This window comes from Pedobacter sp. JCM 36344 (assembly GCF_046546555.1).
Taxonomy (GTDB): Bacteria; Bacteroidota; Bacteroidia; order Sphingobacteriales; family Sphingobacteriaceae; genus Pedobacter.
This window is the reverse complement of the sequence record NZ_JBKHKK010000001.1, coordinates 109,072-130,997: the sequence shown is the minus strand read 5'-3', so window position 1 is coordinate 130,997 and position 21,926 is coordinate 109,072. Positions and strand designations below refer to the sequence as shown.

Genomic DNA, 21,926 nt, shown 5'->3' with positions numbered 1-21,926 from the left:
TTATTTATGTTAAGACCTCAATCAAATTCTTCCCGATAGAATTCTATATAGCTGTCGTTTATTCATCGTCATATTAGTAGTTGATGCACTTCATAATTCAAAAATAATTTTATCAAAACAAATTCTAAGTTTATCGGTTAATATTATTAAGAGTTAAAATCATGAAAGCAACCTGGAACAATCAAGTCTTAGCAGAAAGTAACGACACAATTGTAATTGAAAACAATCATTATTTTCCTGCTTCATCTATAAAAAAGGATTTTTTTCAAGCTTCCAGCAAACACACTGCCTGCCCTTGGAAGGGTGAAGCATCTTACTATACTTTAGAAGTTGATGGTCAAAAAAACGAAGACGCCGCGTGGTATTATCCAAACCCAAAAGATGCTGCACAAGAAATTAAGGGTTACATAGCTTTTTGGAAGGGCGTAAAGGTTGAATAAACCAAGGTTAATGTAATATACTATATCGGCTGCAGTCAAGTATAGTCATCTGGAACGATGGAGGTGATAAGTCAGAACTGCATTTCACAATTATTTCAAATCGAACTGCGCGATAAGAAACTCTTATAACCGCTTGGAGTTACACCAGTAATTTTTTTAAATGTTCGGGAAAAGTGTGAAAGACCATCGAAACCCGTCATCCCTGCAATATCAGCATACTTGGAGCTCGTAGTTCTGATCAGGTGTTGGGCGCGCTCGATCCGCTTCTGGTTGATGTACGCTAATGGGCGTGAGCCAGTATTCCGCAGGAAAAGTCTGGAAAAATATTCAGGGTTTTGATTTGCTCTTTCAGCAAGCGATTTAACCGACAAAGGCTGATGTAAATAAATAGAAATGTAGCTGATGGATTCCATGATTTTTACAGGGATCAGTTCCAACTCGGTTTTTCCTAAAATTTCTGGGCTCGTAAATCTGGATACCATTTGATAAAGAATACCCTGCGTCTCCAGAAATTGGGTTGTATTCTGATCCATGTTAAGCTGTTGATATTCCTTATAATAAACATCTTTCTCGTAAATTTTAGGGTCGTCTGAACGATTGATTCCTCGTCCTGGGTTTACTGTTAACAACCGTTTAAAGTTTATTATATCAATATCCAGCGCTTTTACTTTAAATATTGATCTGTTGTTAGAAAAAATAGAACTACCATCGGATGATTCCTCAAAAAACTGAACAAAATACTGATTAAGGGTACTTTTACAAAACAAATTGCAGAGTGTGAAGCTTGGAATGATATATAAATACCCGCTTTCCAGTTCCAATATTTTCTCAAAATGGGAGATTTTGCCCTCCCCCGCTGCTATATAATAGATCCGGTGATAAGGACTGATTACATTGTTATAGTTCCATTTGGAATCCAATTGAACAAGATCAACATTCATAAGGGAAAAGCTATGCGATAATATTCGCTTCATCATAGTGCTAATGTAACAAATTTTACACGGTCTGTTTTGTGCTAAATGTTGTCTGTTTTGGTTTAATATAAAGAATGGCTGGTAACATACATTTGATGAAGTAACGGAATATGAAACACTACAGCATAGCAGCCACTCTGATCTTAACTATCTTCTTTAACATTCGCTGTTTTTCTCAACCGAAGCCAGATGATAAAGGACTAAAAGACTATTATAAGAATTATTTCCCTATTGGGGTGGCCGTAACACCCGGACAACTCAGGGATCCTGCGCAGCGTTCATTGATTCTCAAACATTTTAACAGTATCACTGCAGAGAATGCAATGAAAATGGGACCTATTCACCCTGAAGAAGACCGCTATAACTGGCGGGATGCAGATGCGATTGTAGAATTTGCAGTTGCGAACGGACTAAAGGTAAGGGGGCACAATTTATGCTGGCATAAACAGGCTCCAAAATGGATTTTTCTCGACCAGGCAGGAAACACGGTAACTAAAGAAGTATTACTTAATCGCCTGAAAGCACACATCTACGCGGTAGTTGGACGCTACAAAGGTAAAATTTATGCCTGGGATGTGGTTAATGAAGCAATTTCTGATAATCCCAAAATGCTTCTGCGCAATTCACTATGGTATAAGATCTGCGGTGAGGATTACATTGCCAAGGCTTTTGAATATGCACATCAAGCGGATCCAAATGCTGTGCTTTTCTATAACGATTATAACACGGAGTCCCCGGAGAAAAGAGAGCGCATATTCCAATTGTTGAAAAAGCTGAAAGACGCAGGGGTTCCTGTACACGCCGTGGGACTGCAGGGGCACTGGTCGATCATAGATCCCAGCGAAGCTTCCCTGAATGCATCCATTACTCGTTTCTCTGCACTTGATATTGACGTTCAGGTCACCGAATTGGACATGTCTGTTTATACCGATGGTAACATTGTTGAGCAGGCTAGTAATACCGAGAGTAGGGGCTTTAGCGCAGATCGGGAATACAAACAGCAAATGCAGTATGCGAAAATGTTCAGCATACTTAGGGCCAATAAAGCATCGATTACTGGAGTTACTTTCTGGAATCTGTCTGACAGGCATAGCTGGCTGGATAATTTTCCAGTACGGGGCCGCAAGAATTTTCCACTTTTATTCGACGACCAGTTAACGCCTAAAAAAGCCTACTGGGGAGTGGTGAATTTCTAATTATGAACAACACTTCCACGGACAGGGCGCTATGAACTGGCAACTAAAACTGGAGGAACTTGAAATAGGATTCTGCCTATCAACCTTGGAACTCGGTAAATATTAGTCCGAAGAAAGATATTTTAGGCATTTGGGCTGTTTATGCCGGTTAAATATTCAAGTGATTGAATTGTTAACCGCGGTGGCGAAGGTTTTTTTAATTAGGTTCGTCTAACCATCAGAAGATTTTGGAAGAACAATTTTTAGTTGACGAATTGCAGCAGGGAAAAGAAAGTGCCTACCTCTACCTGGTAGAAACTTATCGCGTCCGTGTGTTTAATTTGGTGCTGAATATTTTGCAGGACGAAGATGATGCGGATGATACGGCGCAGGAAGCATTTATACAACTTTATCATTCCATACACCAGTTCAAAAAAGACAGTACACTGGGTACTTGGATCTACAGAATAGCCGTTAGAAAGGCTTTAGACAAGTTGCGCCAGCGGAAGAACAGGCAACGTTTGCTTGGTTTTCTACCCTGGTGGATGCCGAAGGAAGATGTGGGAGCACAGCGTGCTTTTTACCATCCTGGTATTGCGCTAGAAAATAAAGAGAAGGCAGCCGATCTTTTTAAAGCAATAAATGCCCTTCCTGAGAAACAAAAAATTGCTTTCACACTCATCAAGGTCGAAGGTTTGAGTTACATAGAGGCGGGCGATATTATGGGACAAAGTGTTAAAGCAGTTGAATCATTGATATCAAGAGCGAAACAAAATTTGCAGGAACGATTACAGCAGTATCGAAACTAGATATACCATGAAAAATGACATTAAAATTTCTATTACCGATGATTATCTAAAGAGTTTAGCTGGAGCAACGCCTGCGGAAACAAAGGGGTTTTTCTATGAAAGGCTACTCGTTCGGATGAAAGCAGCGGAAACAAAAGAAGAATGGTTATTTCAATCTAGTCCCGCATTAATTGTAGGAGCCCTTTCTATTATGCTGGTTTTGAATATGGCGTTGTTTTTTAGGTATCCGGAAAAGGATAAATCTGACATACAGGTAACGTTAAAAGATTTTGCGGCGGCATACGACCAAACTTTATATAGCAATTATTAGATATGATGAATTTCAGAAAAAGCTTTACTAAGGTGTTGATCTTGCTACTTGTCTTCGCGAATGTTTTAACACTTGGAATGTTCTGGTTTAATCGGGATAGACCCAGGATTGTCAGGCACGCGGGTGGTCCTGCCGAATTCATTATTAAGGAACTGAACCTGAATAAAGACCAACAGGCAAAATATCTGGAACTGGTAGCTGCTCATCAGCAATCTGTAAAAAACGTACGTGCTAATTTGAAAGAAGCAAAAGATGACTTTTTCGACCTGCTGAACGAACCTGGCGTTACCGAAAGTAAAAAGACTGATGCGGCAAAAAAAGTGAGCATATATACAGAACGGATTGACATCATTACCCTTGATCATTTTGCAGCATTACGTGCGTTGTGTAACCCCGTTCAGCAGCAAAAATTTGCGAATATTATGAAAGAGGTGACTCGGATGATGGTACAGCCAGGTCCTGAACAGCCTGAACATGGAGGGCCGCCGCCCGATGGCGATATGCCCCCGCCACCATTTGCAGGGGATAGGTAATTAGTCGGACTAAAAAAATGTCGGATACCGAAGGGTTCTTGATAACGATACGTCTAAGTACTATAAACCTAAACTCAAACGTAAAAGATTATGAGATTCATTCGCTTAGATTTATCCGCTGTTTTGCTTTTGCTGCTGATGAATTCAGCATGTAAAAAATCTAATGAAGCAAAAGCTGAAGAAGCCAATCTGGTTGTAAAAACTGAAGTTTCTGCCAATGTGCCGGAAGTATTCAAAAAAGTCTACGGAGCATCCAGTATTACTTCTGACGGAACGTATGTTACCATTAAAAGTAATGGTCTACCGGATCACAAGAGTGCTTACTATGACCCGTCAAATGCGCTTTATGAGAATTTCACAGGTGCTACATTTGGCGGTTATCAATTTTCGAAAAATCCCAACACACTAACGGCGCAAAGCTACACCTTTAAAATACCCTTAAATCCAATGGTGGCTGCTGTACATGGCAGTACGCCGATGGGACCAATTGGAGTTGCCATAAATGGTATTCCCTTGTATAACCAATATGCCGGCGGAGGCGCGGCACTAGCTGGCGAGATTGTTAGTTTTGACCAAGGCTGGGGGCATCCAGATCCGGGATCGCACTACCACTACCATGTGGAGCCCATAAAGCTCACTGCGACAAAGGGTGCAGATGCGTTGCTGGGTTTTCTCCTTGATGGATTTCCAGTTTATGGCCCTAGTGAAAACGGTGCTCTTGTTGCCTCATCTTCATTAGATGCTTACCACGGCCACACCGGTGCAACTGCAGAATACCCTACCGGTATTTATCACTACCATTTTTCTGCAGTAGCGCCGTACTTAAACGGAAGTGGTTTTTATGGTACCGCTGGAACTGTAAGTTTCTAAATGAGGGCTGGCAAAATATTAAGCCTCCTGCTAGTCTTGCTTGTTGGAGTTATTGCCTGCAAGTTTACTGGTACCGGATCAACAAAAAAGTATACAGATATCCATAATCCTGGCTTCGTTTATCAACAGGATACTTTGTATTTAAACAGAGAACTTTACAGTGGCTATATCTATGCCTTGCATCTCGACGGGGATACTGCTTTGTTGAAGCGTTTTAATAACGGAATAGAAGATGGGATCACAAGAATTTGGTATCCGGGTAGGCTGCTGGCGGAGGAGCGATTTTATGAGATGGGCAGGAAAAGCTATATACATCGGGGCTGGTGGCCAAATGGAAGGATTAAGTTCAGGTATGAATTTAAAGAAGGAGAATTTGATGGAACAGTTGTCGAGTGGTACGAGACGGGGAAGCTATTCAAGCGATTCCATTATAGCAAGGGGCATGAAGATGGCGCGCAGCAAATGTGGTGGATCAATGGAATAGTACGGGCAAATTATGTAATAAAAAGTAGTAGAAGATATGGATTGCTGGGTACAAAAAATTGTGTTAACGATGCGGATAGCGTTTTTACTAGGTTGTAGCATTTTGTTTGCAGGATCCTGCAAATCCGATGTGAAGGATGCAGTTCTTCCTTATTACGATACCGCGGATTTTACACCGGTATTTGTGAAGGCACAACAAAACATAGACGTGAAAATACCCCATCGCATTGCAGATTTCTCTTTTACTGATCAGCACGATAAGGCCATTACCCAGAAAGACATTGAAGGAAAGATTCATGTTGCCAATTTCTTTTTTACGAGCTGCGGAAGTATTTGTCCGAAGTTAACTACTGGAATGGCGAGCGTGAGCGATTCTTACCTTAACGCGGGTGTTGTCATGCTGTCGTACTCGGTTAACCCTTCCACAGATAATGTAATAGCATTAAATGCTTATGCTGCTAAAAACGGCATAACAGATCCCAACTGGCATTTGCTGACAGGTAGTAAAAGTGAAATATATTCGATAGCAAGAAAGTCATATTTTGCTGAAGAAGACCTCGGACTGACGAAGGACAGTACTAGCTTCTTGCATACCGAGCATTTTTTGTTGATTGATAAAACTAGGCGTATAAGGGGTATTTACAATGGGACATTAGAATTGGAGATTGAGCAGCTGATCAAAGATATTGCTGAATTGAAAAAAGAAGGTTAAGGTTTCCTGCCAGCTATGACTATTTAAAATACATACTTATTTCGGAGTAATGCGTTTTAAGATCAAAGACAATATCCCAGCAAAAACCACATAACCCACAAAAACAAAGTAGCCTGGTAGCAAAGTAGTATTGTTCTGGGTTACCGTTATTAAAAGCTCTTCCTTGATATTTAAGTTAGAAAGCTGGCTTTCCAGGATGCCATTCAAGCCAATATACGTCATCGCTATTCCGACAACCATAACGTCTGCCATGTCCCATTTACCCAATTCAAAAGCCATGTACCTCACAACTTTATTCTCAGCATATTTATCTTTCCCCCAGATGTGTATACCCTTTCCGATCATGCGAACAAGGGGCAAGATGATCACAAATAGCATAATTAGGACACCTACCAATACTGAATCCGGTTTAGGTTGCGCCAGTAAAGATTGAATAATGCCAAGAATACTTTTGCTCTGGAAAAAGAGCACCTGATTCGTGAAGGCTAGTTTCTCTCCCAGTAAGATAAAATTAAGCGACTGTATCCTTGCATCAACTTCTATGATTGTAGCGGTAACGCCCACCAACAACAACACTAATGCAAATAGCAGCGAAAGGATAAATAGTGGTGTATGTAACCTCACCTGCTTCCTCATCAGCAGCCATAGACAAAGGGCAAGCAGAACGCATCCAAGCATGGCATAAGCATAGTTAAAAGTAAGCGTATGAATGTTGTTTAGCTGAGAATTTATCGTCTTCTCAAATGCGGCTGCATTGTTGACTTTGTATTTTCGATAGATACTATTGGTTACCGTAGAACTGGCTACCTGGGTATTGTCGTACGTCTCTTTTTCTAACTGATCCAATTTGCTTGTCGCAATGCTCTTCAGCCTTTTCCTACTCGCAGGACTGTTAACCGTGGTGATAATGATTCTTGCGAAAGTGGGTACCTGAGCACGGATCTCTTCTGGATCAACGAAGGTATTGAAGGCTAATTTTTTGAGTTTTCCACCCAGACTTTTCTGTGGTTTATTGAATTCTGCAAAGGTGGTGCTGACCAAGCCGTTCAATTGTTTTTCCACCGAAATCTGAAGCGCCTGTTTTTGTGCAGCGGTCATTTTGAAATCACTTACCTTGTTGTCCATGATCGCGGCAATCTTCGCGCGCCATTGATCGACAGAGAAAATACCGAAAGTAATACTGTGAGCAACGCTATAGTCTTCTTTAATTCGCTCCTGCTGATGCGAAAGTTCGGAAACCCTGTAGCCATAATAACCTTCTGCACCCAAAAGGGTCGTCAACCCAACAATTAGCAGGATACTGGCCAAGGTGATTTTTTTGGCAGAAGAAGCTGACCTTTGGCTAGTGTGAGTCATGAGGAGTAATGGATTTTAAAATGGTCGATAGTACAAGTCCGTACAATACAAAGCTGATGAATATGATAAAGCCGGGCTGCAATGCAGTATTGTTTGTAGTGATTACTGTTAAAAAATCGCTCTTTATGTTCAAGCTCTTTAACTGGCTTTCCAGTAGCCCGTTCAAGCCAATATAAACCATCAGGATCGCGATGACAATAACGTCTGCCATGCTCCATTTTCCCGATTGGAAAGCAAAATATTTGATGATCCCATTCTCTGCTATCTTCTTTTTACCCAATAAGTGAATCCCCGTGCAACTTAACTTGATTATTGGAAACAGAATGCTAAATACTAAGATTAGCCCGCCAACAGTTATCGAATCAACCGCAGATTGCGACATCAATACCCTCACTACATCAAGAATACTCTTACTCTGGAAGAATAATACCTGGTTTTCGAAGACCACATGTTCACCGAGAAGCACAAAATCTAATGATTTTATACGTGCATCTACCTCAATCATGGAAGCAGTTAAACCTATGGACAAAAGGATAAAGGCAAAAAGTAGCGACATGATAAACAGCGTCGCATGTAAATCTTTACGTTTTCTAAATACCCACCATAGTACTAAAACAATAATTATGCATCCCAACATCAGGAATGAGTAATTGTAAGTTGAAGTTTTGATTGTTGATAAAGATGAAGTCAGCTTGTTGTTTAATTCTTCTGAGGAAGAAACCTTGTATTTTTTATAAACTTTGGTGGTCGCCGCAAGAGTTACAGCCAAGGCACTGTCCACGTATTTGGTATGCTCGAGATCATCAAACTTGGACATGGCCATTTCGCTCATCTGCTTTTTGTTGGCTCGATTATCAACCTTAGCCATTATTATTGTAGCAAATCCTGGAACCTTTGCCCTGATCTTGTCTGTTTTTACAAAGGTTTTGATGGCGAACTTCTTAATTTTACCACCTATAGTCTTTTTTGGTTTATTTACCAAAGCTTCTGCTTTATCAATTAAAGCCATTATGACATGCTCTACTTCTTTTCGAAGCTCCTTTTTTTGTTTGGGAGTTAATGTAAAGTCGCGCACCTGATGATTTACGATCCCAGAAACTTTATCCCGCCACTGATCAACCGAAAATAAACCGAAAGTGATGTTATTGATGTTGGAGTAATCGTGCTTTATCTCTGCCTGTTGGGCCGACAGCTTATAAAGCTGATAACCGAAGTAACCCTCCAGGCCCAGCAACAAGGTGAGGCCGAGTATAAGCAATAGTCTTGGAACAATTGATTTTTTTTCCAAAGCAGAGGTTTCTGATGTTGTCAAGCGTATATTAATTTGGTGATAATCGTTTAGATTGCTGATATTGGACCTACGTAACAGATCACACTACAGTTTTACTCCAAATAAGTTTTTCGGACAGCGAAATATAGCGATAACAAAATGCCATAGCTGCCACCGCGTTCCACCCATTCGAGAATTTCCCACTGAGGATAGAACAACTCTGATCCTATTTTCCAGATAAAAAGTAAAAGAATAAACCGGTGGAGAGGGCGCACAGCGATAAAATATGCCCCACAAGCAATTTCGATTATTCCTATTATATAGCTTAGCAATATGGGATCTTTAAACCCGATTGACTCATATTGTCCAAGTAATCCCTTTTTACCAATTAAGTTTAGCCAACCGTGGCCAACTAATAAAAGGCAGGCTGTTATTCTTAGACAAAGGATTACCTTTTCCAGGTCTTCTTTGGAAATAGTGCCTGGAGGCTGCATCCTTTGAAACCATCCCTTGAAAGTTTTTGCGTTCGGACAAAGCAATAAAAGCGTTAGAGGCGCACCAAAATTTCCTGCCCGCTCGATTAGTTCCGCAAAAGGCTCGCCGGAGAGTGGACGCATAGCAGCTGTCATAAATCCCCATAATACCAACCATAACGCAACAGCTCTGATAGGGAAAAGTAACAAGCTAATACCCATAATTATGTCTACGATTCCTATTAGAGGCATGAGTTGATAGGCCATGGTTTGGTCAATTCCTGCTACGGCTAGATAGTTACACCATACAGCCTTTGTTATGATTCCAAATAATCCATGGCCTATTAAGCACATGGCCGAGGCTAACCTAAGCGTATGGTAAATCTTATGTTCAGTGCTCACGTTTTACAGGGGTAGAAGGTGTTTATTTTGGTTAGTTTTGGTAAATATGTAACAAATCTTTCAATGTTTGGGTATCAGGATGACATGAAGTTGTGGTTTTGGAACGCTATGAATTAACACACAATTCCTTTAAGCAAGAAGAAAAACTATATGTTATATTTGTGGCAGCACTTGCCACCACAAATTGGGGAATCGAATAAGCAAATTAAAGAATGAACGAGGTTACTGCAGGAGTTAAAAAACTCACCACTTGCGCCATATTACTGCTTTGCCTTATGGGCTGTGCAAAAAGGCAGACTGATCCGAAATTGACTAATAAGGACATTTCGATGGTGTTAGAACGGATGACACAGTTGATGATTCAGGATGTAACTAATCCCCCACTAGCTGCAAGATTCTATTCCTATGCATGCATTTCTGGCTATACCGTTCTAGTGCTAAATGATTCTACAATCGTGCCTTTGAAGGGTGTATTTAATGAGTTCCCGGATATTACAAAACCGCTAGATTCAGGCCATTATTCCTATCAGCTCAGTGCCATTCTGGCGATGACGGGTACGGCGAAAAAGATGCAGCCATCAGGTAAACAGTTGAATCAATTTGAACTGAATTTTCTAGACTCTTGTCGCAAGATTGGGTTTTCCGATGAGACAATCATTCGCTCACAGTCTTATGCCAACCAGATTGTAAAGCAGATCATGCTTTATGCAAAAAAGGACCGTTACAATAGGATCAGTAATTACCCACGATATACACCACTGAATACTGAAGGGAGCTGGTATCCCACTCCACCTGCATTCTTTTCACCTGTGGAGCCCTATTTCAATACGGTTCGTCCTTTTTTCATAGATTCCGCTGGAGCGTTTCGGTCGGTTCCACCAGTACCTTATTCAAAAGAAAAAAACTCCCCATTTTTTAAGTTGCTGACAGGTGTTTATAGAGATGGTGGCTCTGGGTTAACTGCCGAAACACGAGAAATAGCTGCATTTTGGGATTGTAATCCTTTTGCACTGAAAAACGAGGGACATTTATTGATAGGCTTGAAGAAGATTTCTCCGGGAGCACACTGGATTGGAATTACCGGGATTGCTTGTCAGAAAGCCAAGGTCGACTTCTCAAAAACACTCCAGATTTATACTGTGGTAGCTACAGGATTAACAGACAGCTTCATTAGTTGCTGGGACGAAAAGTACAGAAGTAATAGAATCCGCCCGGAAACTGCGGTAAGAAACCTTATTGATCCCAATTGGAAACCAATGCTGCAAACTCCGCCATTTCCAGAATATATGAGCGGGCACTCGCATATATCTTCTACGACAGCGACAATTCTTACCTACTTTTTTGGTGACAACTTCAGCTATAAAGATGATGTAGAAAACAAATACGGATTAAAATCAAGGAAATTTAAGTCCTTTAATAAGGCTGCAGAAGAGGCGGCTATAAGTAGATACTATGGTGGTATTCACTTTAAAGATGGTATCGAGAATGGTGTCAAAGTTGGCGTAAAAATTGGTGAGCACATCGTAAATGAGCTTAAAGCAAATAACATTAAGCCGCTAAAGTAAGATTTAAGAATTCTATTGCTCCGACTTTACGCATATCGGCTTACAACATTCATCACGCAAATCCTCCTTCTAAAAGCAAGGAAGAAGTAATTGATGTCAATACCAAAAGATCAGGTAACATCCACGAGACAATTTTGCACGAGCTGATGAAATAAAAATATTTCTTATATTGTATCTCCAAATGTATATATATGAACCAATTAGATCGCTTCGCCCCCAAGATGCTTTCAAAAGTATCCCTGCATTTTTCGGTTTTTAACATCGCTATTTTTGTATCGGCGCTAATCACATTTTCAGGCTGTAAAAAAGAGGATAAATCTGCTGAGAGAATTCCACAGGTTACTCTTTCTTCTCAGAAAGCGATAATAACATTCTATTTCCGGGCAGAAAAAAATCCAATACTTGTTAAGAGTGTAACCGCTGAAATTCTAGGAGATACCATCTATGCAGTAGCTTTTGCAGGTACCGACATTACTAAACTAATCCCTGATTTTACGTTCGATGGAGCTAGGGTTACTGTTGGAGAAGCAGAGCAGGTTAGTGGAACCACATCTAATGATTTCACAACGCTTTTGAAATATAATGTAGTTGCTGAAGATAAAACTCAAAAAACTTACATAGTCAAGTTTACAGATAATGGAATTGCAGCATTATATCTGAATACGAATGGCACTGCAATCACTAGTAAAGATGTTTATGTTACTGGAACGTTGAAACTAATAGGCAACTTCAAAGATGTGCTGTACGATGGAAAAACTGAGGTAAAGGGTAGGGGAAACTCTACATGGGATATGCCTAAGAAACCTTACCGCATTAAATTGGATAAGAAAGCCAGTTTATTAGGAATGCCTGAGAACAAAAACTGGATACTATTAGCCAATTATGCCGATAAATCTCTTATTCGTACGGAGCTGGCATTTTCGTTGAGCAGAAGCATTGGCCGCCCGTTTACAGTTGACTCCAGATATGTAGAGCTTTACCTCAATGGTAATTATTTGGGAAGCTATCAACTGACTCAACAAATTAAAGAGGGGCCAGGATTGGTTGATATTGAAGATCAACCCGATGGTACGACCACGCTTCCAAACATGTCTGGTGGTTACTTGATTGAGCAGGATCTATTCGCAAATGGCGAGCCTGTATATTTTTACACTACTAAGAAGATGCCTTTTGTAATCAAGTATCCTGACGAAGACAAGATCAATCAACAACAGAAGGACTATATAAAAAATCATTTCCAGAAGTTCGAGGATAAACTATATGCAGTTGATTTTGCCGATCCGGTGGATGGTTATAGAAAGTATTTTGATGTTAATAGCTACGTGGATCATTACATTGTAAATGAAGTGATCGGTAACCCTGACACGTTCAGAAGTACTTATTTGTTTAAAAAGCGTAATGATGATAGGATCTATACTGGTCCAATCTGGGATTTCGATAAGGCCGCTAATAATGATAAACGACTTGGTGATCAAGTCAATGGCTTAATGTCTAATTCCGCTTTCGAGCCCAAGATCTGGTTTAAAAGGCTTATGATGGATCAATCCTTCAGACAGCGCATACGCAATCGATGGAACGAATTGAGGCCTAAGATTCAAGGCTTACCTGAGGTGATAGCTCCACTACAAAAGAAGCTTGCTGTTTCGCAGGTGCGTAACTTCACAAGATGGGATATTCTTAACAAACAATCCTATCTGGAGCTCTATGTGTCTGGTTCCTATGAAGGTGAGATTGCGTACCTAAAAACCTTTTTAACCAATCACATTGCCTGGCTTGATGCGAAGTTTAATAGTGCGGAATACCAATAGCAAAAGTTTTTAAAGCATTATTTTTTTACCCAATTTGGCTGATTGTTTTGCTGCTTCTAAAATTCTGACTACAATTAAATTGTTCTCCAGAGAAGATAAATCCTTTCCAGGCTTTACTCTGCCCTTAAGAACAGCCGATAGATAGTCCAAGTGACTACTATAAGCTTTTGCTAATGGCTTGGCTGTAATTAACGTGTAGTTGTTACTGTTACTAGTTTTCGTTCTCAAAGTATTCGCGTTGACCGCCTGAATATATCCGGACTGACCAAAGAGTTCCATATCTTTTATATTAAATGGCCAGTTCCATGAGGCTTCTATAATACCTGTGGCATTTGGATACTCTACTAGTATAGTTGCATCGTCATCTACCTTAGGATACACATCTGGTTTAATTTGTTTGGTGACTGCTGTAACTGAGATTGGCATTGCACCGTCCATCAACCAGGTCATCATGTTGGCACCATAGCAGCCGAAATCAATAATCGCGCCGCCGCCATTCTTCTTGGGATCTGTTAGCCAACTTAGAAACTCTTTACTAACGCCGATTTCTTTCGGTCCCTGATGCCCGTCGTGAAATACCATCTTACGTATGTCGCCAATAGCTTTATCGTTTTTGAACCGCGTGTAAGCTTCCTGATTGCTATCATACCAGGTGGTTTCATAGTTTGTGAGCAAATGGATATTATATTTTCTTGCCAGTTGAGCCATGCGTTCTGCATGTTTTACTGATACCGCTAGCGGCTTTTCTACCATTACCGATATTCCGAGTGGTGCTGCTACTTCAACTACAGCAAGATGATCTTCAATTGCGTTAAAGGCTAGCACTACGTCGGGCTTTCTGACTTTCAATAAATCAGTGAGGTTAGTGAAGAACACAGAATCAGGTAACTTTGCACGTTCTTTGAAACGTTTTACCAGATCTTGATTTTCTTCAGCGATACCAATAATATTCACTTCTCCCTTGGCGTAACTATTCATGATGAGGTTAACGTGGTCATGACTTAAGCCGGCTAATACCACATTCAACTTAGCTTGGGCGTGAATGCTTAAACTCGTGGAGAAGGTGGCAATGGCAATAAGTCCGACTGAAAGGTATAATTTCTTAAAATTAATGTGTTGCATATGGAAGCTTTAAGGGTTTAATAGTTCATTCAGCAATTTAGTTATTCCTATCGTAATAACAGGTTCATTTTTTTTTTCAAAATCCTTAAAAGGATTTGGATTCAATCTAAATAATAACAATATTTGCATATAAAATCAGGTAAATGCAGAAAACCAAATCACAAATTTCCCTACCAACCGCCTGTTTCGACGAAGTTTTTAGCACAGAAAAAGGTGCTATATACCAGTCAGATGAAGAAGGTTGCTGGTATGTCGATTTTGCTGGTAAACTCGCCAAATTTGATTACCGAAATCTTTTAAAACTACAGAAGGCCGTTTACAAAATAGATATTGAAAACCTTCTTTTAAACAATGATAAGTCCCCGGATCTTGAAATTATTTTCATTTGTGCATGCGATCACTGCTACGTTTTGTCTTTAATAGAGATCATTTCATTAAAGGAATTGCTACAGGGTGCTTTCGTGATGCTTGATCTTAACCATATCATTTTCGATAGGTTGCATCGCTTAGTTGGTTGATTAACTTAGAATTAGAATCTTTCCAATTTGTACTAATATTCACCATTGCTGTTTTATTGCACTATTTTTGAACTGTATTTGTAACGGTGTGCATCTTTTATACTTTGCACTGCATACATTAAAAATAGTATTATGAAAGATATCATTCGCGCAAAGTGCCTAATCTCATCAGATATTGAAGCACTTATAAACCAACAAATAAAAAAGGAAGCTCATTCGTCAGCAATTTATCTTGCAATGGCTTCATGGTGTAACCAGAATGGTTTCGATTTTTCTTCCGATTATTTCTTCAAACAAGCAGAAGAAGAAAGAATGCACCAGTTAAAATTTTACAAATATGTGTTAGACATGGGTGGTTCAGCAATCTCGCCAGATATTACTAATGTTAAACAAGAATATAATTCATTTCGTGAGGTTTTCGAGGATGCCTTGGATCAGGAGATCAGTGTTACTCAATCCATTAAAAATATTGCTGCACGTTGCTACAAGGAGCAGGATTTCGTAACATTAGAGTTCTTGAACTGGTTCTTTAAAGAGCAAAGAGAAGAAGAGTACAAAGCTCGTCGTGCCCTGGAATTGTTTGATGTTATCGGAGAAGAAGGTACAGGAAGATGGGAAATTGACAAACACGTCAATAAAATCTCCTACCAAGAAACTTAAGGTTTACTAAACCTAAGCTGAAGGTACATGCTGACAAACAGTAGGTACCTTTTTTTGTTATATTGACACGATGTCGAAGAAAGAGAAGGATAAGAAGGATAAGAATAAGGATAAGAAGAAGAAAAAGAACTGCTGTGAAAAGTACCTCAAAGGAAAAAGATGTAAAAACTGTCCGTTAGCCTAAGCTATAACACCTCCGGCACCTTGGCTCATAACTGTCCTTCTCTCCAAGAAGAATCTTTGCTTCGCTAGCTACCTTTCTGAAAGAATATGTCGCTGGGCTCCCACAGCGAACACATACTGCATTTACTTTAGTTACCAATTCTGCTATGGCCATAAGTGCTGGAACAGGCCCAAATGGCTTACCAAGGAAATCCATATCTAAGCCTGCAACGATAACTCTGATCCCTTTTTGTGCAAGTTTATTACAAACCTCCGGAAGACCATCATCAAAAAACTGTGCTTCGTCTATTCCAACTACCTGAGTGTCTGCTTTTAGTAATAAAATAGCGGATGAAGTATCAACCGGAACAGATTGAATTGAGTTAAGGTCATGAGAAACTACCGCATTTTCATCGTAACGTGTATCCATTGTCGGCTTAAAAATTTCTATCTTCAGTTTAGCGATCTGTGCTCTTTTGATTCTGCGCAATAATTCTTCCGTTTTCCCGGAAAACATCGAACCACAAATCACTTCGATACTGCCGCAAAACTCTCCTCGTCTGTAATTTTGTTCGCTAAATAACATGTGTGTGGGGTAGTAATTGTCCGCTAATATCAGAATTTTGCACTATTTTTGAGTGTCAAGTTACCAACATAAAGTCTCATTTATTTCGTTATAAAGCTATGGTGAACCACAATAATATCTTTAAAAAGATAGGATATATTTTAAACGAATTGCAGGATCAGTATCAGTTCCTTTCTGAAAATCCTGACCAGCTTAGCGAACTTGAACTCGAGTTGTTTCTGGCTAATGCTAACTTTCTTTCGGATCATGTTCAGATCATTAAGAAGTTAACCATGAATCAGCCGATAAAAGAACTGCCTGAGGCTACTTCATTAGTAGAAGAAGTTGAGCCTTTTAAGGATGAGCTATCTCATGAGGATTCTGCACCTACTTTTGAGTTTGTACTAAGCGATAGATCTCCAGAAGAAACAGTAGACTTAGAAGAGGTTATTCAAGATAACCACCATGAAGAACAGGTGGAATATAGTACGCAGGAAGCTGAAGACATTGAGGAATATGATAATGAAGTTACCTATGTTGAGGCATCTATTGATGAGGTGGCTCCGGAACCTTTTCTGTTTTACAAGGAGATTCAACCCGTAGAACAAGATTTGCCAGTGTCGGCTCCTGTTTTGAAGGAAGATGATGTTAACGCCCAGGAAATTCCAAAGCAGACGCCTACTTTTAGTCCGGATAAGGTGGAAGAAAAGATAGTTCAGCCTTCTGCTACAGCACCTAAACCAACTTTAAATGATCTTCTCGCTGCCAGTAGTCAAAAGTCAAATAATTATAATGAAGAGAGTTCATTGGCGTCTGTTACAGACTTAAAAAATGCTGTAAACCTGAACGAGAAATTGTTGTATATAAAGGATCTTTTTAACGGATATAATCTTGCTTATTCAGAAGCTATCGATATCATCAACAAGCTCCCGGATCTGAAGTCCGCTGATACTTTTCTTCAAAATAATTATGCCGTAAAGAACAACTGGCAGGCCAAGCAGTCGACGGTTGATAAATTTTATGAGCTATTGAGGCAACGCTTTCCAGAGGCTTAAATAAAACCCATTCGATTTGAATCCAACTTAAGAAAGATAAATAACAACACTGTAAAACTCCATAATGACGACCCTCCATAACTAATGAAGGGGAGGGGTATCCCTATAACTGGAACGATTCCTATTGCCATCCCTATGTTGATGAACACGTGGAAGAACAGAATGCAAGCCACACAATAGCCATAAACCCTTGAAAAACTGGATCGCTGTCGTTCAGCGAGATTAATAAGTCGCAAAAGCAAGAAAATATATAGTCCGATAACAACGGAACATCCTATGAAGCCCCATTCTTCACCAATGGTAGAAAAGATGAAATCTGTACTTTGTGCTGGAACGTATCCATATTTTGTTTGTGTACCTTCAAGGAAACCTCGCCCCGTAAGCTGGCCAGATCCAATGGCTATTTTGGACTGGATTACATTGTAGCCAACTCCCTTGGGATCCATCTTAAGGCCAAGTATCAATTCGATCCTTGTCCGTTGGTGTGGTTTTAATATTTTTTCGTAGGTGAGTTTAACAAAGAAAAGATAGGCAATAGCTACAACCGTTACCAATATCGCAGAAAACATGATTTTCTGCTTTCTTTTGTTTTGGTAGACAAAGAAAGCTCCCATAGCAAGTATGATAGGAATCAATATTTGTATCGGCACTAAGAAATCTGCTACAAAAAGCACGATCATCCCTAAAAAAATCAGGAGGAAATAGCCTGATAAACCCTCCCTGTACATTGGGAACATAAACGCCAGAAATACCAATGCTGAGCCCGCATCTGGCTGAAGTAGGATAAGCGTTAATGGTAAGCCGATGATAGCTGCAGCAGTAGCTATTGATTTAATATCTCTAAATTTCGGGTTAAAGTTACTGATGTATCTGGCTAGCAGCAGGGAGGTGCCAAACTTAGCAAATTCAGAAGGTTGGAGTCGGAAGCCCCCACCAATAGAAATCCAGGCCTGATTTCCGGCAACTCGTGTGCCAATCAACAAAACCGCGATGAGCAGCAAAACCGTTATTCCATAGATTATCGGTGAAAATACACTGAAGAACTTTGCATCTACTAGTAATATAGAAAAACCCAGTACTAATCCTGCAAGGATATAGATAAGCTGCTTGCCATAACTACTTGTGAAGCTAAAAGCGGCAGATTCAGACGCATTAAATACAGATGCGTAAATATTTACAAATCCTACGGCGCAAAGCGCCATAAAGATGAGGATACTTATCCAATCCACATTGAAAAAGAAGCGACTACCTTGTTGCTTGATCATTTAAAAGTTTTATAGTTTTCGAAGTATCTGTTGCTTTTGGTTTTAATTTAAATTTGGGCTTTGGAGGCTCTGGCAAAACTATTTGTTTCTTCATCCATTCAACCTGTGCTAGTTTGTTGTTTGCCACACTATCCTTCAAGTATTTTTCGGTAATATAACTTGCAATGGGCGCAGCATAAGCACTTCCAAAACCTGCATTTTCCACAATAACAGCGATAGCAATCTTTGGGTTGTCTCTGGGTGCAAAGCCAATAAATACAGAGTGGTTCTTACCGCGCGGATTTTGCACAGTGCCTGTTTTGCCACACATGATAATATTGTCAATACGGGATCCAATCGCAGTTCCCCAGGCTGAGTTTACCGCTTCCTGCATTCCATCGATCACTGGATCGAAATGCTTAGCGTCAATGCCAACATAATGTTTCTGTGTATACTCTTTTTTAATCTCCCTATCTCTTCCAATCGCCTTTACTAAATGAGGCTTAACATAATAACCTTTGTTCGCAATTATTGCCATAATATTCGCAATCTGTAATGGTGTTGCATCCATCTCCCCCTGTCCAATAGCAAGTGAGATCACCGTTGAGTAACCCCAATATTTACTGTACTTTCCCGAATAATAGGAAGAGTCGTAAAATCTGCCCGTGCGTTCACCTGGCAAATCTATACCTAAGGTATCACCAAGGCCAAATTTAGATACCATTCGATGCCAGTCATCATATGCGACCTTTTGATTTTTATATTTTTTTTGTGTAATCAGCTTTTGGAAAACATAACAGGCATAGGTATTACACGACCGTGCTAATCCTCTTCGCAGTGCGATGTTACCATCTATGTGTTCACATTTTACAGTGTGGTTGCCAGCTTTGAAATACCCCGGACAATTAAACGTCGTGTTTGGATCAATCACTCCTTCTTGTAAACCTATCAATGCGTCTAGGGGCTTAAAAGCTGATCCGGGGGAGTAGTAGCCTTGAATCGGCCTAACATTAAAAACACGGTTTGGATTCTTGAGCAGGTCCATATAATTATTGCCTTGCGAGCGACCAACCATTAAATTTGGGTCATAACCAGGACTGCTAACAAAGGCTAGAATTTCGCCGGTTTTGGGCTCAATAGCTACAATACTTCCTATTTTGTTATGCATCAGCTCTTCGCCCAGCTTCTGTAAACGAATGTCTAGCGAAGAAATTAGCTGCTCCCCAGAAACGGCAGAAGTATCCAGTCTTCCCTCAGCATAACTACCCTTAGGTACATTATGAACGTCATATAATAATTTAGCTACACCTTTAACACCCCTTAACGACTGCTCATAGGCCTTTTCTACACCAGACCTTCCAATATAGTCACCCGATTTATAGTAACCATCGTACTTCTCTATCTCTTTTGGCGTGACCTCTTTGATGTAGCCAAGAAACTGGCCTGCAATGCTATCAGGATATTGCCTGATCGTTCTGCTTTGCACAAAAAATCCTGGAAAACGTGCGAGTTGTTCAGAGAGGCTTTGGTATATCTCGACCGACAGCTGCTTTTCAATCGCCTTTGGTTGGAATCTTGATATACGACGTGCTGTTTTAAAGTTTTTTATAAATTTAGCAGTATCAACACTTATTATGCGGCAAAGTTCCACCGTGTCAAATGGCTTTACATCATTAGGTATTGCCATTAAATCATATACCAATTCATTTCTAACAAGAACTTTTTCATTTCGATCCAAGATGACCCCCCTGGCCGGATAGGTATAGATCCGTCTTAAAACATTATTTTCTGCGGAAAGGAAATACTTATCGCTGAAGACCTGGATATAAAAAAGCGTTCCGAGAAGGATTAGGCTGACCACAATAAATAATCCCTGAACAATATACTTCCTGTTAAATAAGTTATCCATTAACGCGCTTTCCTACTATAAAATATGAATTCAATTAGTATCAGCAAAAATAGTGTAAATACACTACTTAACAAGCACCGTACTAGGGTGTACGAGAATTCAGTTATTCTAAAGGTTTCTAAAAGGAAAAGCACCAAGTGATGTGCAAAAGTGCAAAGTGTGGCATATAGTAAAAACCACTTAAAACCCATATTTCCTAGGGTAGGCTCAGGTTCGTCAAAGTTATCCCTGCTTACCGAAACTGAGATAAACAGAATTCTAACAAAAACTAACGTAACGCAGGCCGCAGTATGTACGCCAAGGGTATCGTAAAAAGCATCCATTGTTAAGCCTGTAATGAAGGCAATTAAATAAAGGAGCAGATTAGGAGTGCTAAATGGGAGTAATAGTAAAAATAGGATGTAAACGAACGGATTGGCAAGATTGTAGAAGTTCAGATTCCTTAATAGTAGGATCTGAAATAGGAGTACAATAAACCACCTTAGAATATTTACGATTACTAGCCTACTGTTCATTTGGTATTTTTGCTTCTATTTCCTTTTGTTCAGCTGCAAACTTATCTTTAATTACATAAACGTATTGTAATGTGCTAAAATCGTTTATCAGGCTAATTTCGATCAGTTTAAAGTTATCGCCCTTAGAGACTCCTGTATTTGTCACTTTACCAACTGGAATTCCTGCCGGAAAAGACGAAAAGTTTGAGGTGACGACCGTATCTCCGAGTTGTAGTTTGAAATGATTTGGAATATCTTTAATATAAGCTTTTCGGTAGTCAAGATTCCCTTCACCCCAGATTAAAGAGCCTACGGCATTATTTTTCTTTACGTTCACGCTAATAAATGTAGCCTTATGAAGAAGTGACCTGATGGTGGCAAAATGCTCCGAAACATCCATTATATAACCGACAATCCCACTTCCAGGTGATATTACTGGCATACCGGCAAGAATTCCGTTTAGTGTTCCCCTGTTAATCGTGATCACGTTGTTGCGTAAGGTGATGGAGTTTTTTACTACCCTGGCCGACAGATAGGTGAATTGAGGTACACCCAAAGTATCCTTTACGATTACATCTTTAGCAGTATCAATATTCTGCAGTTGCAGGATGTTTGTTTTAAGTTTTGCATTCTCTCTGGCTAAACTATCATTAACCATCCCTAAACTCATGTAGCGTTTTAAAACGTTAAGATTTGTGTAAACTTCTCCCACAACCTTATTGGTGCTGTTAACAGTTACACTCCGTTGGTATGCGTTGTTTTTGATGGTAAGAAAAAGCCCAAGAGTAAAGAAAATAATGAAAAAGAAGAATGCGTTGTATCTGCTTAAAAAAATCCAAAGGTTACGCATAGTGTGTTGATATATTGTATTTTTCCTTTAAGCGGTTTTGGTTTTTATTTTGAGCTCCCGATCTCAGTTGTTTTCTGTCGTCGTCATGTTTTTGTATCGCTATTTTGTGCTCTCGCTCTCCTGAATTTATTTCAGGACCTTGGCCCAGAGATCCTGAAATAAATTCA

23 protein-coding genes are annotated in these 21,926 nt (G+C 39.8%); 13 read left to right on the top strand and 10 right to left on the bottom strand.

Annotated features, from left to right (window positions below; all coding sequences use genetic code 11):
* The first annotated feature begins 161 nt into the window (after window positions 1-161).
* Entirely contained in the window at window positions 162-440 is a 279-nt protein-coding gene (locus tag ACHFIZ_RS00645; protein ID WP_410881821.1) for a DUF427 domain-containing protein, read from the top strand.
* 95 nt (window positions 441-535) lie between these two features.
* On the opposite strand, the gene ACHFIZ_RS00640 is transcribed toward ACHFIZ_RS00645, so the two are convergent.
* Complete coding sequence (locus ACHFIZ_RS00640) at window positions 536-1,417, bottom strand: helix-turn-helix domain-containing protein (protein ID WP_410881820.1); 882 nt, start codon at window positions 1,415-1,417, stop codon at window positions 536-538.
* Between the two features lie 107 nt (window positions 1,418-1,524).
* Between ACHFIZ_RS00640 and ACHFIZ_RS00635 the strand changes: the two genes are divergently transcribed.
* From ACHFIZ_RS00635 to ACHFIZ_RS00605, 7 genes are all read left to right on the top strand, one after another.
* On the top strand, window positions 1,525-2,610 hold the full coding sequence (locus ACHFIZ_RS00635; RefSeq protein ID WP_410881818.1) for an endo-1,4-beta-xylanase: 1,086 nt from the start codon (window positions 1,525-1,527) through the stop codon (window positions 2,608-2,610).
* Between the two features lie 227 nt (window positions 2,611-2,837).
* Window positions 2,838-3,398, top strand: coding sequence for an RNA polymerase sigma factor (locus ACHFIZ_RS00630; protein ID WP_410881816.1), 561 nt, complete (start codon window positions 2,838-2,840; stop codon window positions 3,396-3,398).
* Between the two features lie 7 nt (window positions 3,399-3,405).
* Window positions 3,406-3,708 (top strand): hypothetical protein, encoded by a 303-nt coding sequence (locus tag ACHFIZ_RS00625; protein ID WP_410881814.1) that lies wholly within the window; start codon window positions 3,406-3,408, stop codon window positions 3,706-3,708.
* A 2-nt stretch (window positions 3,709-3,710) separates the two neighbouring features.
* The gene (locus ACHFIZ_RS00620) at window positions 3,711-4,241 is read left to right on the top strand and encodes a Spy/CpxP family protein refolding chaperone (protein ID WP_410881812.1); all 531 of its coding nucleotides are present in this window, start codon (window positions 3,711-3,713) and stop codon (window positions 4,239-4,241) included.
* A 90-nt stretch (window positions 4,242-4,331) separates the two neighbouring features.
* The gene (locus tag ACHFIZ_RS00615) at window positions 4,332-5,111 is read left to right on the top strand and encodes a YHYH protein (protein ID WP_410881810.1); all 780 of its coding nucleotides are present in this window, start codon (window positions 4,332-4,334) and stop codon (window positions 5,109-5,111) included.
* Window positions 5,112-5,693, top strand: coding sequence for a toxin-antitoxin system YwqK family antitoxin (locus ACHFIZ_RS00610; RefSeq protein ID WP_410881809.1), 582 nt, complete (start codon window positions 5,112-5,114; stop codon window positions 5,691-5,693). It abuts the gene before it with no gap.
* Entirely contained in the window at window positions 5,665-6,306 is a 642-nt protein-coding gene (locus ACHFIZ_RS00605) for an SCO family protein (protein WP_410881807.1), read from the top strand. The genes ACHFIZ_RS00610 and ACHFIZ_RS00605 overlap by 29 nt, the downstream gene beginning before the upstream one ends.
* Window positions 6,307-6,342: 36 nt before the next feature.
* Here ACHFIZ_RS00605 and ACHFIZ_RS00600 read toward each other — a convergent pair whose 3' ends face one another.
* The 3 genes from ACHFIZ_RS00600 to ACHFIZ_RS00590 all read right to left on the bottom strand — a co-directional run bounded on the left by ACHFIZ_RS00600 (window position 6,343) and on the right by ACHFIZ_RS00590 (window position 9,807).
* The gene (locus ACHFIZ_RS00600) at window positions 6,343-7,662 is read right to left on the bottom strand and encodes a paraquat-inducible protein A (RefSeq protein WP_410881805.1); all 1,320 of its coding nucleotides are present in this window, start codon (window positions 7,660-7,662) and stop codon (window positions 6,343-6,345) included.
* The gene (locus tag ACHFIZ_RS00595; protein ID WP_410881803.1) at window positions 7,649-8,974 is read right to left on the bottom strand and encodes a paraquat-inducible protein A; all 1,326 of its coding nucleotides are present in this window, start codon (window positions 8,972-8,974) and stop codon (window positions 7,649-7,651) included. Before ACHFIZ_RS00595 ends, ACHFIZ_RS00600 begins: the two co-directional genes overlap by 14 nt.
* Window positions 8,975-9,045: 71 nt before the next feature.
* The gene (locus ACHFIZ_RS00590) at window positions 9,046-9,807 is read right to left on the bottom strand and encodes a DoxX family membrane protein (protein ID WP_410881801.1); all 762 of its coding nucleotides are present in this window, start codon (window positions 9,805-9,807) and stop codon (window positions 9,046-9,048) included.
* 212 nt (window positions 9,808-10,019) lie between these two features.
* Here ACHFIZ_RS00590 and ACHFIZ_RS00585 point away from each other — a divergent pair, with 212 nt between their 5' ends.
* Both ACHFIZ_RS00585 and ACHFIZ_RS00580 read left to right on the top strand, forming a co-directional pair.
* A complete protein-coding gene (locus tag ACHFIZ_RS00585; protein WP_410881799.1) occupies window positions 10,020-11,372 on the top strand; it encodes a vanadium-dependent haloperoxidase in 1,353 nt (450 codons plus the stop codon).
* A 191-nt stretch (window positions 11,373-11,563) separates the two neighbouring features.
* On the top strand, window positions 11,564-13,180 hold the full coding sequence (locus tag ACHFIZ_RS00580) for a CotH kinase family protein (RefSeq protein ID WP_410881797.1): 1,617 nt from the start codon (window positions 11,564-11,566) through the stop codon (window positions 13,178-13,180).
* Window positions 13,181-13,189: 9 nt separating this feature from the next.
* On the opposite strand, the gene ACHFIZ_RS00575 is transcribed toward ACHFIZ_RS00580, so the two are convergent.
* Window positions 13,190-14,302 carry a Gfo/Idh/MocA family protein gene (locus ACHFIZ_RS00575; RefSeq protein ID WP_410881795.1) on the bottom strand — a complete coding sequence of 371 codons (1,113 nt, stop codon included), beginning with the start codon at window positions 14,300-14,302 and terminating at the stop codon, window positions 13,190-13,192.
* Between the two features lie 143 nt (window positions 14,303-14,445).
* Here ACHFIZ_RS00575 and ACHFIZ_RS00570 point away from each other — a divergent pair, with 143 nt between their 5' ends.
* A complete protein-coding gene (locus tag ACHFIZ_RS00570; protein WP_410881793.1) occupies window positions 14,446-14,820 on the top strand; it encodes a hypothetical protein in 375 nt (124 codons plus the stop codon).
* Between the two features lie 132 nt (window positions 14,821-14,952).
* Window positions 14,953-15,480, top strand: coding sequence for a ferritin (locus ACHFIZ_RS00565; RefSeq protein ID WP_410881791.1), 528 nt, complete (start codon window positions 14,953-14,955; stop codon window positions 15,478-15,480).
* 175 nt (window positions 15,481-15,655) lie between these two features.
* Here the strand turns inward: ACHFIZ_RS00565 and ACHFIZ_RS00560 are convergent, their stop codons facing one another.
* Complete coding sequence (locus ACHFIZ_RS00560) at window positions 15,656-16,228, bottom strand: thymidine kinase (RefSeq protein ID WP_410881790.1); 573 nt, start codon at window positions 16,226-16,228, stop codon at window positions 15,656-15,658.
* A gap of 98 nt (window positions 16,229-16,326) precedes the next feature.
* On the opposite strand from ACHFIZ_RS00560, the gene ACHFIZ_RS00555 reads away from it, so the two are divergent.
* A complete protein-coding gene (locus ACHFIZ_RS00555; RefSeq protein WP_410881788.1) occupies window positions 16,327-17,262 on the top strand; it encodes a hypothetical protein in 936 nt (311 codons plus the stop codon).
* Here the strand turns inward: ACHFIZ_RS00555 and rodA are convergent.
* Genes rodA through mreC form a run of 4 tightly spaced genes read right to left on the bottom strand, consistent with a single transcriptional unit; the run spans window position 17,259 to window position 21,759 of the window.
* Window positions 17,259-18,527, bottom strand: coding sequence for a rod shape-determining protein RodA (rodA, locus tag ACHFIZ_RS00550; protein WP_410881787.1), 1,269 nt, complete (start codon window positions 18,525-18,527; stop codon window positions 17,259-17,261). The genes ACHFIZ_RS00555 and rodA overlap by 4 nt on opposite strands.
* Window positions 18,508-20,415, bottom strand: coding sequence for a penicillin-binding protein 2 (gene mrdA, locus ACHFIZ_RS00545; RefSeq protein ID WP_410881786.1), 1,908 nt, complete (start codon window positions 20,413-20,415; stop codon window positions 18,508-18,510). Before mrdA ends, rodA begins: the two co-directional genes overlap by 20 nt.
* Complete coding sequence (locus ACHFIZ_RS00540; RefSeq protein ID WP_410881785.1) at window positions 20,415-20,930, bottom strand: rod shape-determining protein MreD; 516 nt, start codon at window positions 20,928-20,930, stop codon at window positions 20,415-20,417. The genes mrdA and ACHFIZ_RS00540 overlap by 1 nt, the downstream gene beginning before the upstream one ends.
* Window positions 20,920-21,759: a rod shape-determining protein MreC gene (mreC, locus tag ACHFIZ_RS00535; RefSeq protein ID WP_410881784.1), complete on the bottom strand. Its 840-nt coding sequence runs from the start codon at window positions 21,757-21,759 to the stop codon at window positions 20,920-20,922. Before mreC ends, ACHFIZ_RS00540 begins: the two co-directional genes overlap by 11 nt.
* Window positions 21,760-21,926: the final 167 nt, after the last annotated feature.

Coding starts and splice junctions, on each gene's coding strand:
- ACHFIZ_RS00645 (WP_410881821.1), top strand. CDS start 162: ATGAAAGCAACCTGGAACAATCAAGTCTTAGCAGAAAGTAACGACACA.
- ACHFIZ_RS00640 (WP_410881820.1), bottom strand. CDS start 1,417: ATGATGAAGCGAATATTATCGCATAGCTTTTCCCTTATGAATGTTGAT.
- ACHFIZ_RS00635 (WP_410881818.1), top strand. CDS start 1,525: ATGAAACACTACAGCATAGCAGCCACTCTGATCTTAACTATCTTCTTT.
- ACHFIZ_RS00625 (WP_410881814.1), top strand. CDS start 3,406: ATGAAAAATGACATTAAAATTTCTATTACCGATGATTATCTAAAGAGT.
- ACHFIZ_RS00620 (WP_410881812.1), top strand. CDS start 3,711: ATGATGAATTTCAGAAAAAGCTTTACTAAGGTGTTGATCTTGCTACTT.
- ACHFIZ_RS00615 (WP_410881810.1), top strand. CDS start 4,332: ATGAGATTCATTCGCTTAGATTTATCCGCTGTTTTGCTTTTGCTGCTG.
- ACHFIZ_RS00610 (WP_410881809.1), top strand. CDS start 5,112: ATGAGGGCTGGCAAAATATTAAGCCTCCTGCTAGTCTTGCTTGTTGGA.
- ACHFIZ_RS00605 (WP_410881807.1), top strand. CDS start 5,665: ATGCGGATAGCGTTTTTACTAGGTTGTAGCATTTTGTTTGCAGGATCC.
- ACHFIZ_RS00600 (WP_410881805.1), bottom strand. CDS start 7,662: ATGACTCACACTAGCCAAAGGTCAGCTTCTTCTGCCAAAAAAATCACC.
- ACHFIZ_RS00585 (WP_410881799.1), top strand. CDS start 10,020: ATGAACGAGGTTACTGCAGGAGTTAAAAAACTCACCACTTGCGCCATA.
- ACHFIZ_RS00580 (WP_410881797.1), top strand. CDS start 11,564: ATGAACCAATTAGATCGCTTCGCCCCCAAGATGCTTTCAAAAGTATCC.
- ACHFIZ_RS00575 (WP_410881795.1), bottom strand. CDS start 14,302: ATGCAACACATTAATTTTAAGAAATTATACCTTTCAGTCGGACTTATT.
- ACHFIZ_RS00570 (WP_410881793.1), top strand. CDS start 14,446: ATGCAGAAAACCAAATCACAAATTTCCCTACCAACCGCCTGTTTCGAC.
- ACHFIZ_RS00565 (WP_410881791.1), top strand. CDS start 14,953: ATGAAAGATATCATTCGCGCAAAGTGCCTAATCTCATCAGATATTGAA.
- ACHFIZ_RS00560 (WP_410881790.1), bottom strand. CDS start 16,228: ATGTTATTTAGCGAACAAAATTACAGACGAGGAGAGTTTTGCGGCAGT.
- ACHFIZ_RS00555 (WP_410881788.1), top strand. CDS start 16,327: ATGGTGAACCACAATAATATCTTTAAAAAGATAGGATATATTTTAAAC.
- rodA (WP_410881787.1), bottom strand. CDS start 18,527: ATGATCAAGCAACAAGGTAGTCGCTTCTTTTTCAATGTGGATTGGATA.
- mrdA (WP_410881786.1), bottom strand. CDS start 20,415: ATGGATAACTTATTTAACAGGAAGTATATTGTTCAGGGATTATTTATT.
- ACHFIZ_RS00540 (WP_410881785.1), bottom strand. CDS start 20,930: ATGAACAGTAGGCTAGTAATCGTAAATATTCTAAGGTGGTTTATTGTA.
- mreC (WP_410881784.1), bottom strand. CDS start 21,759: ATGCGTAACCTTTGGATTTTTTTAAGCAGATACAACGCATTCTTCTTT.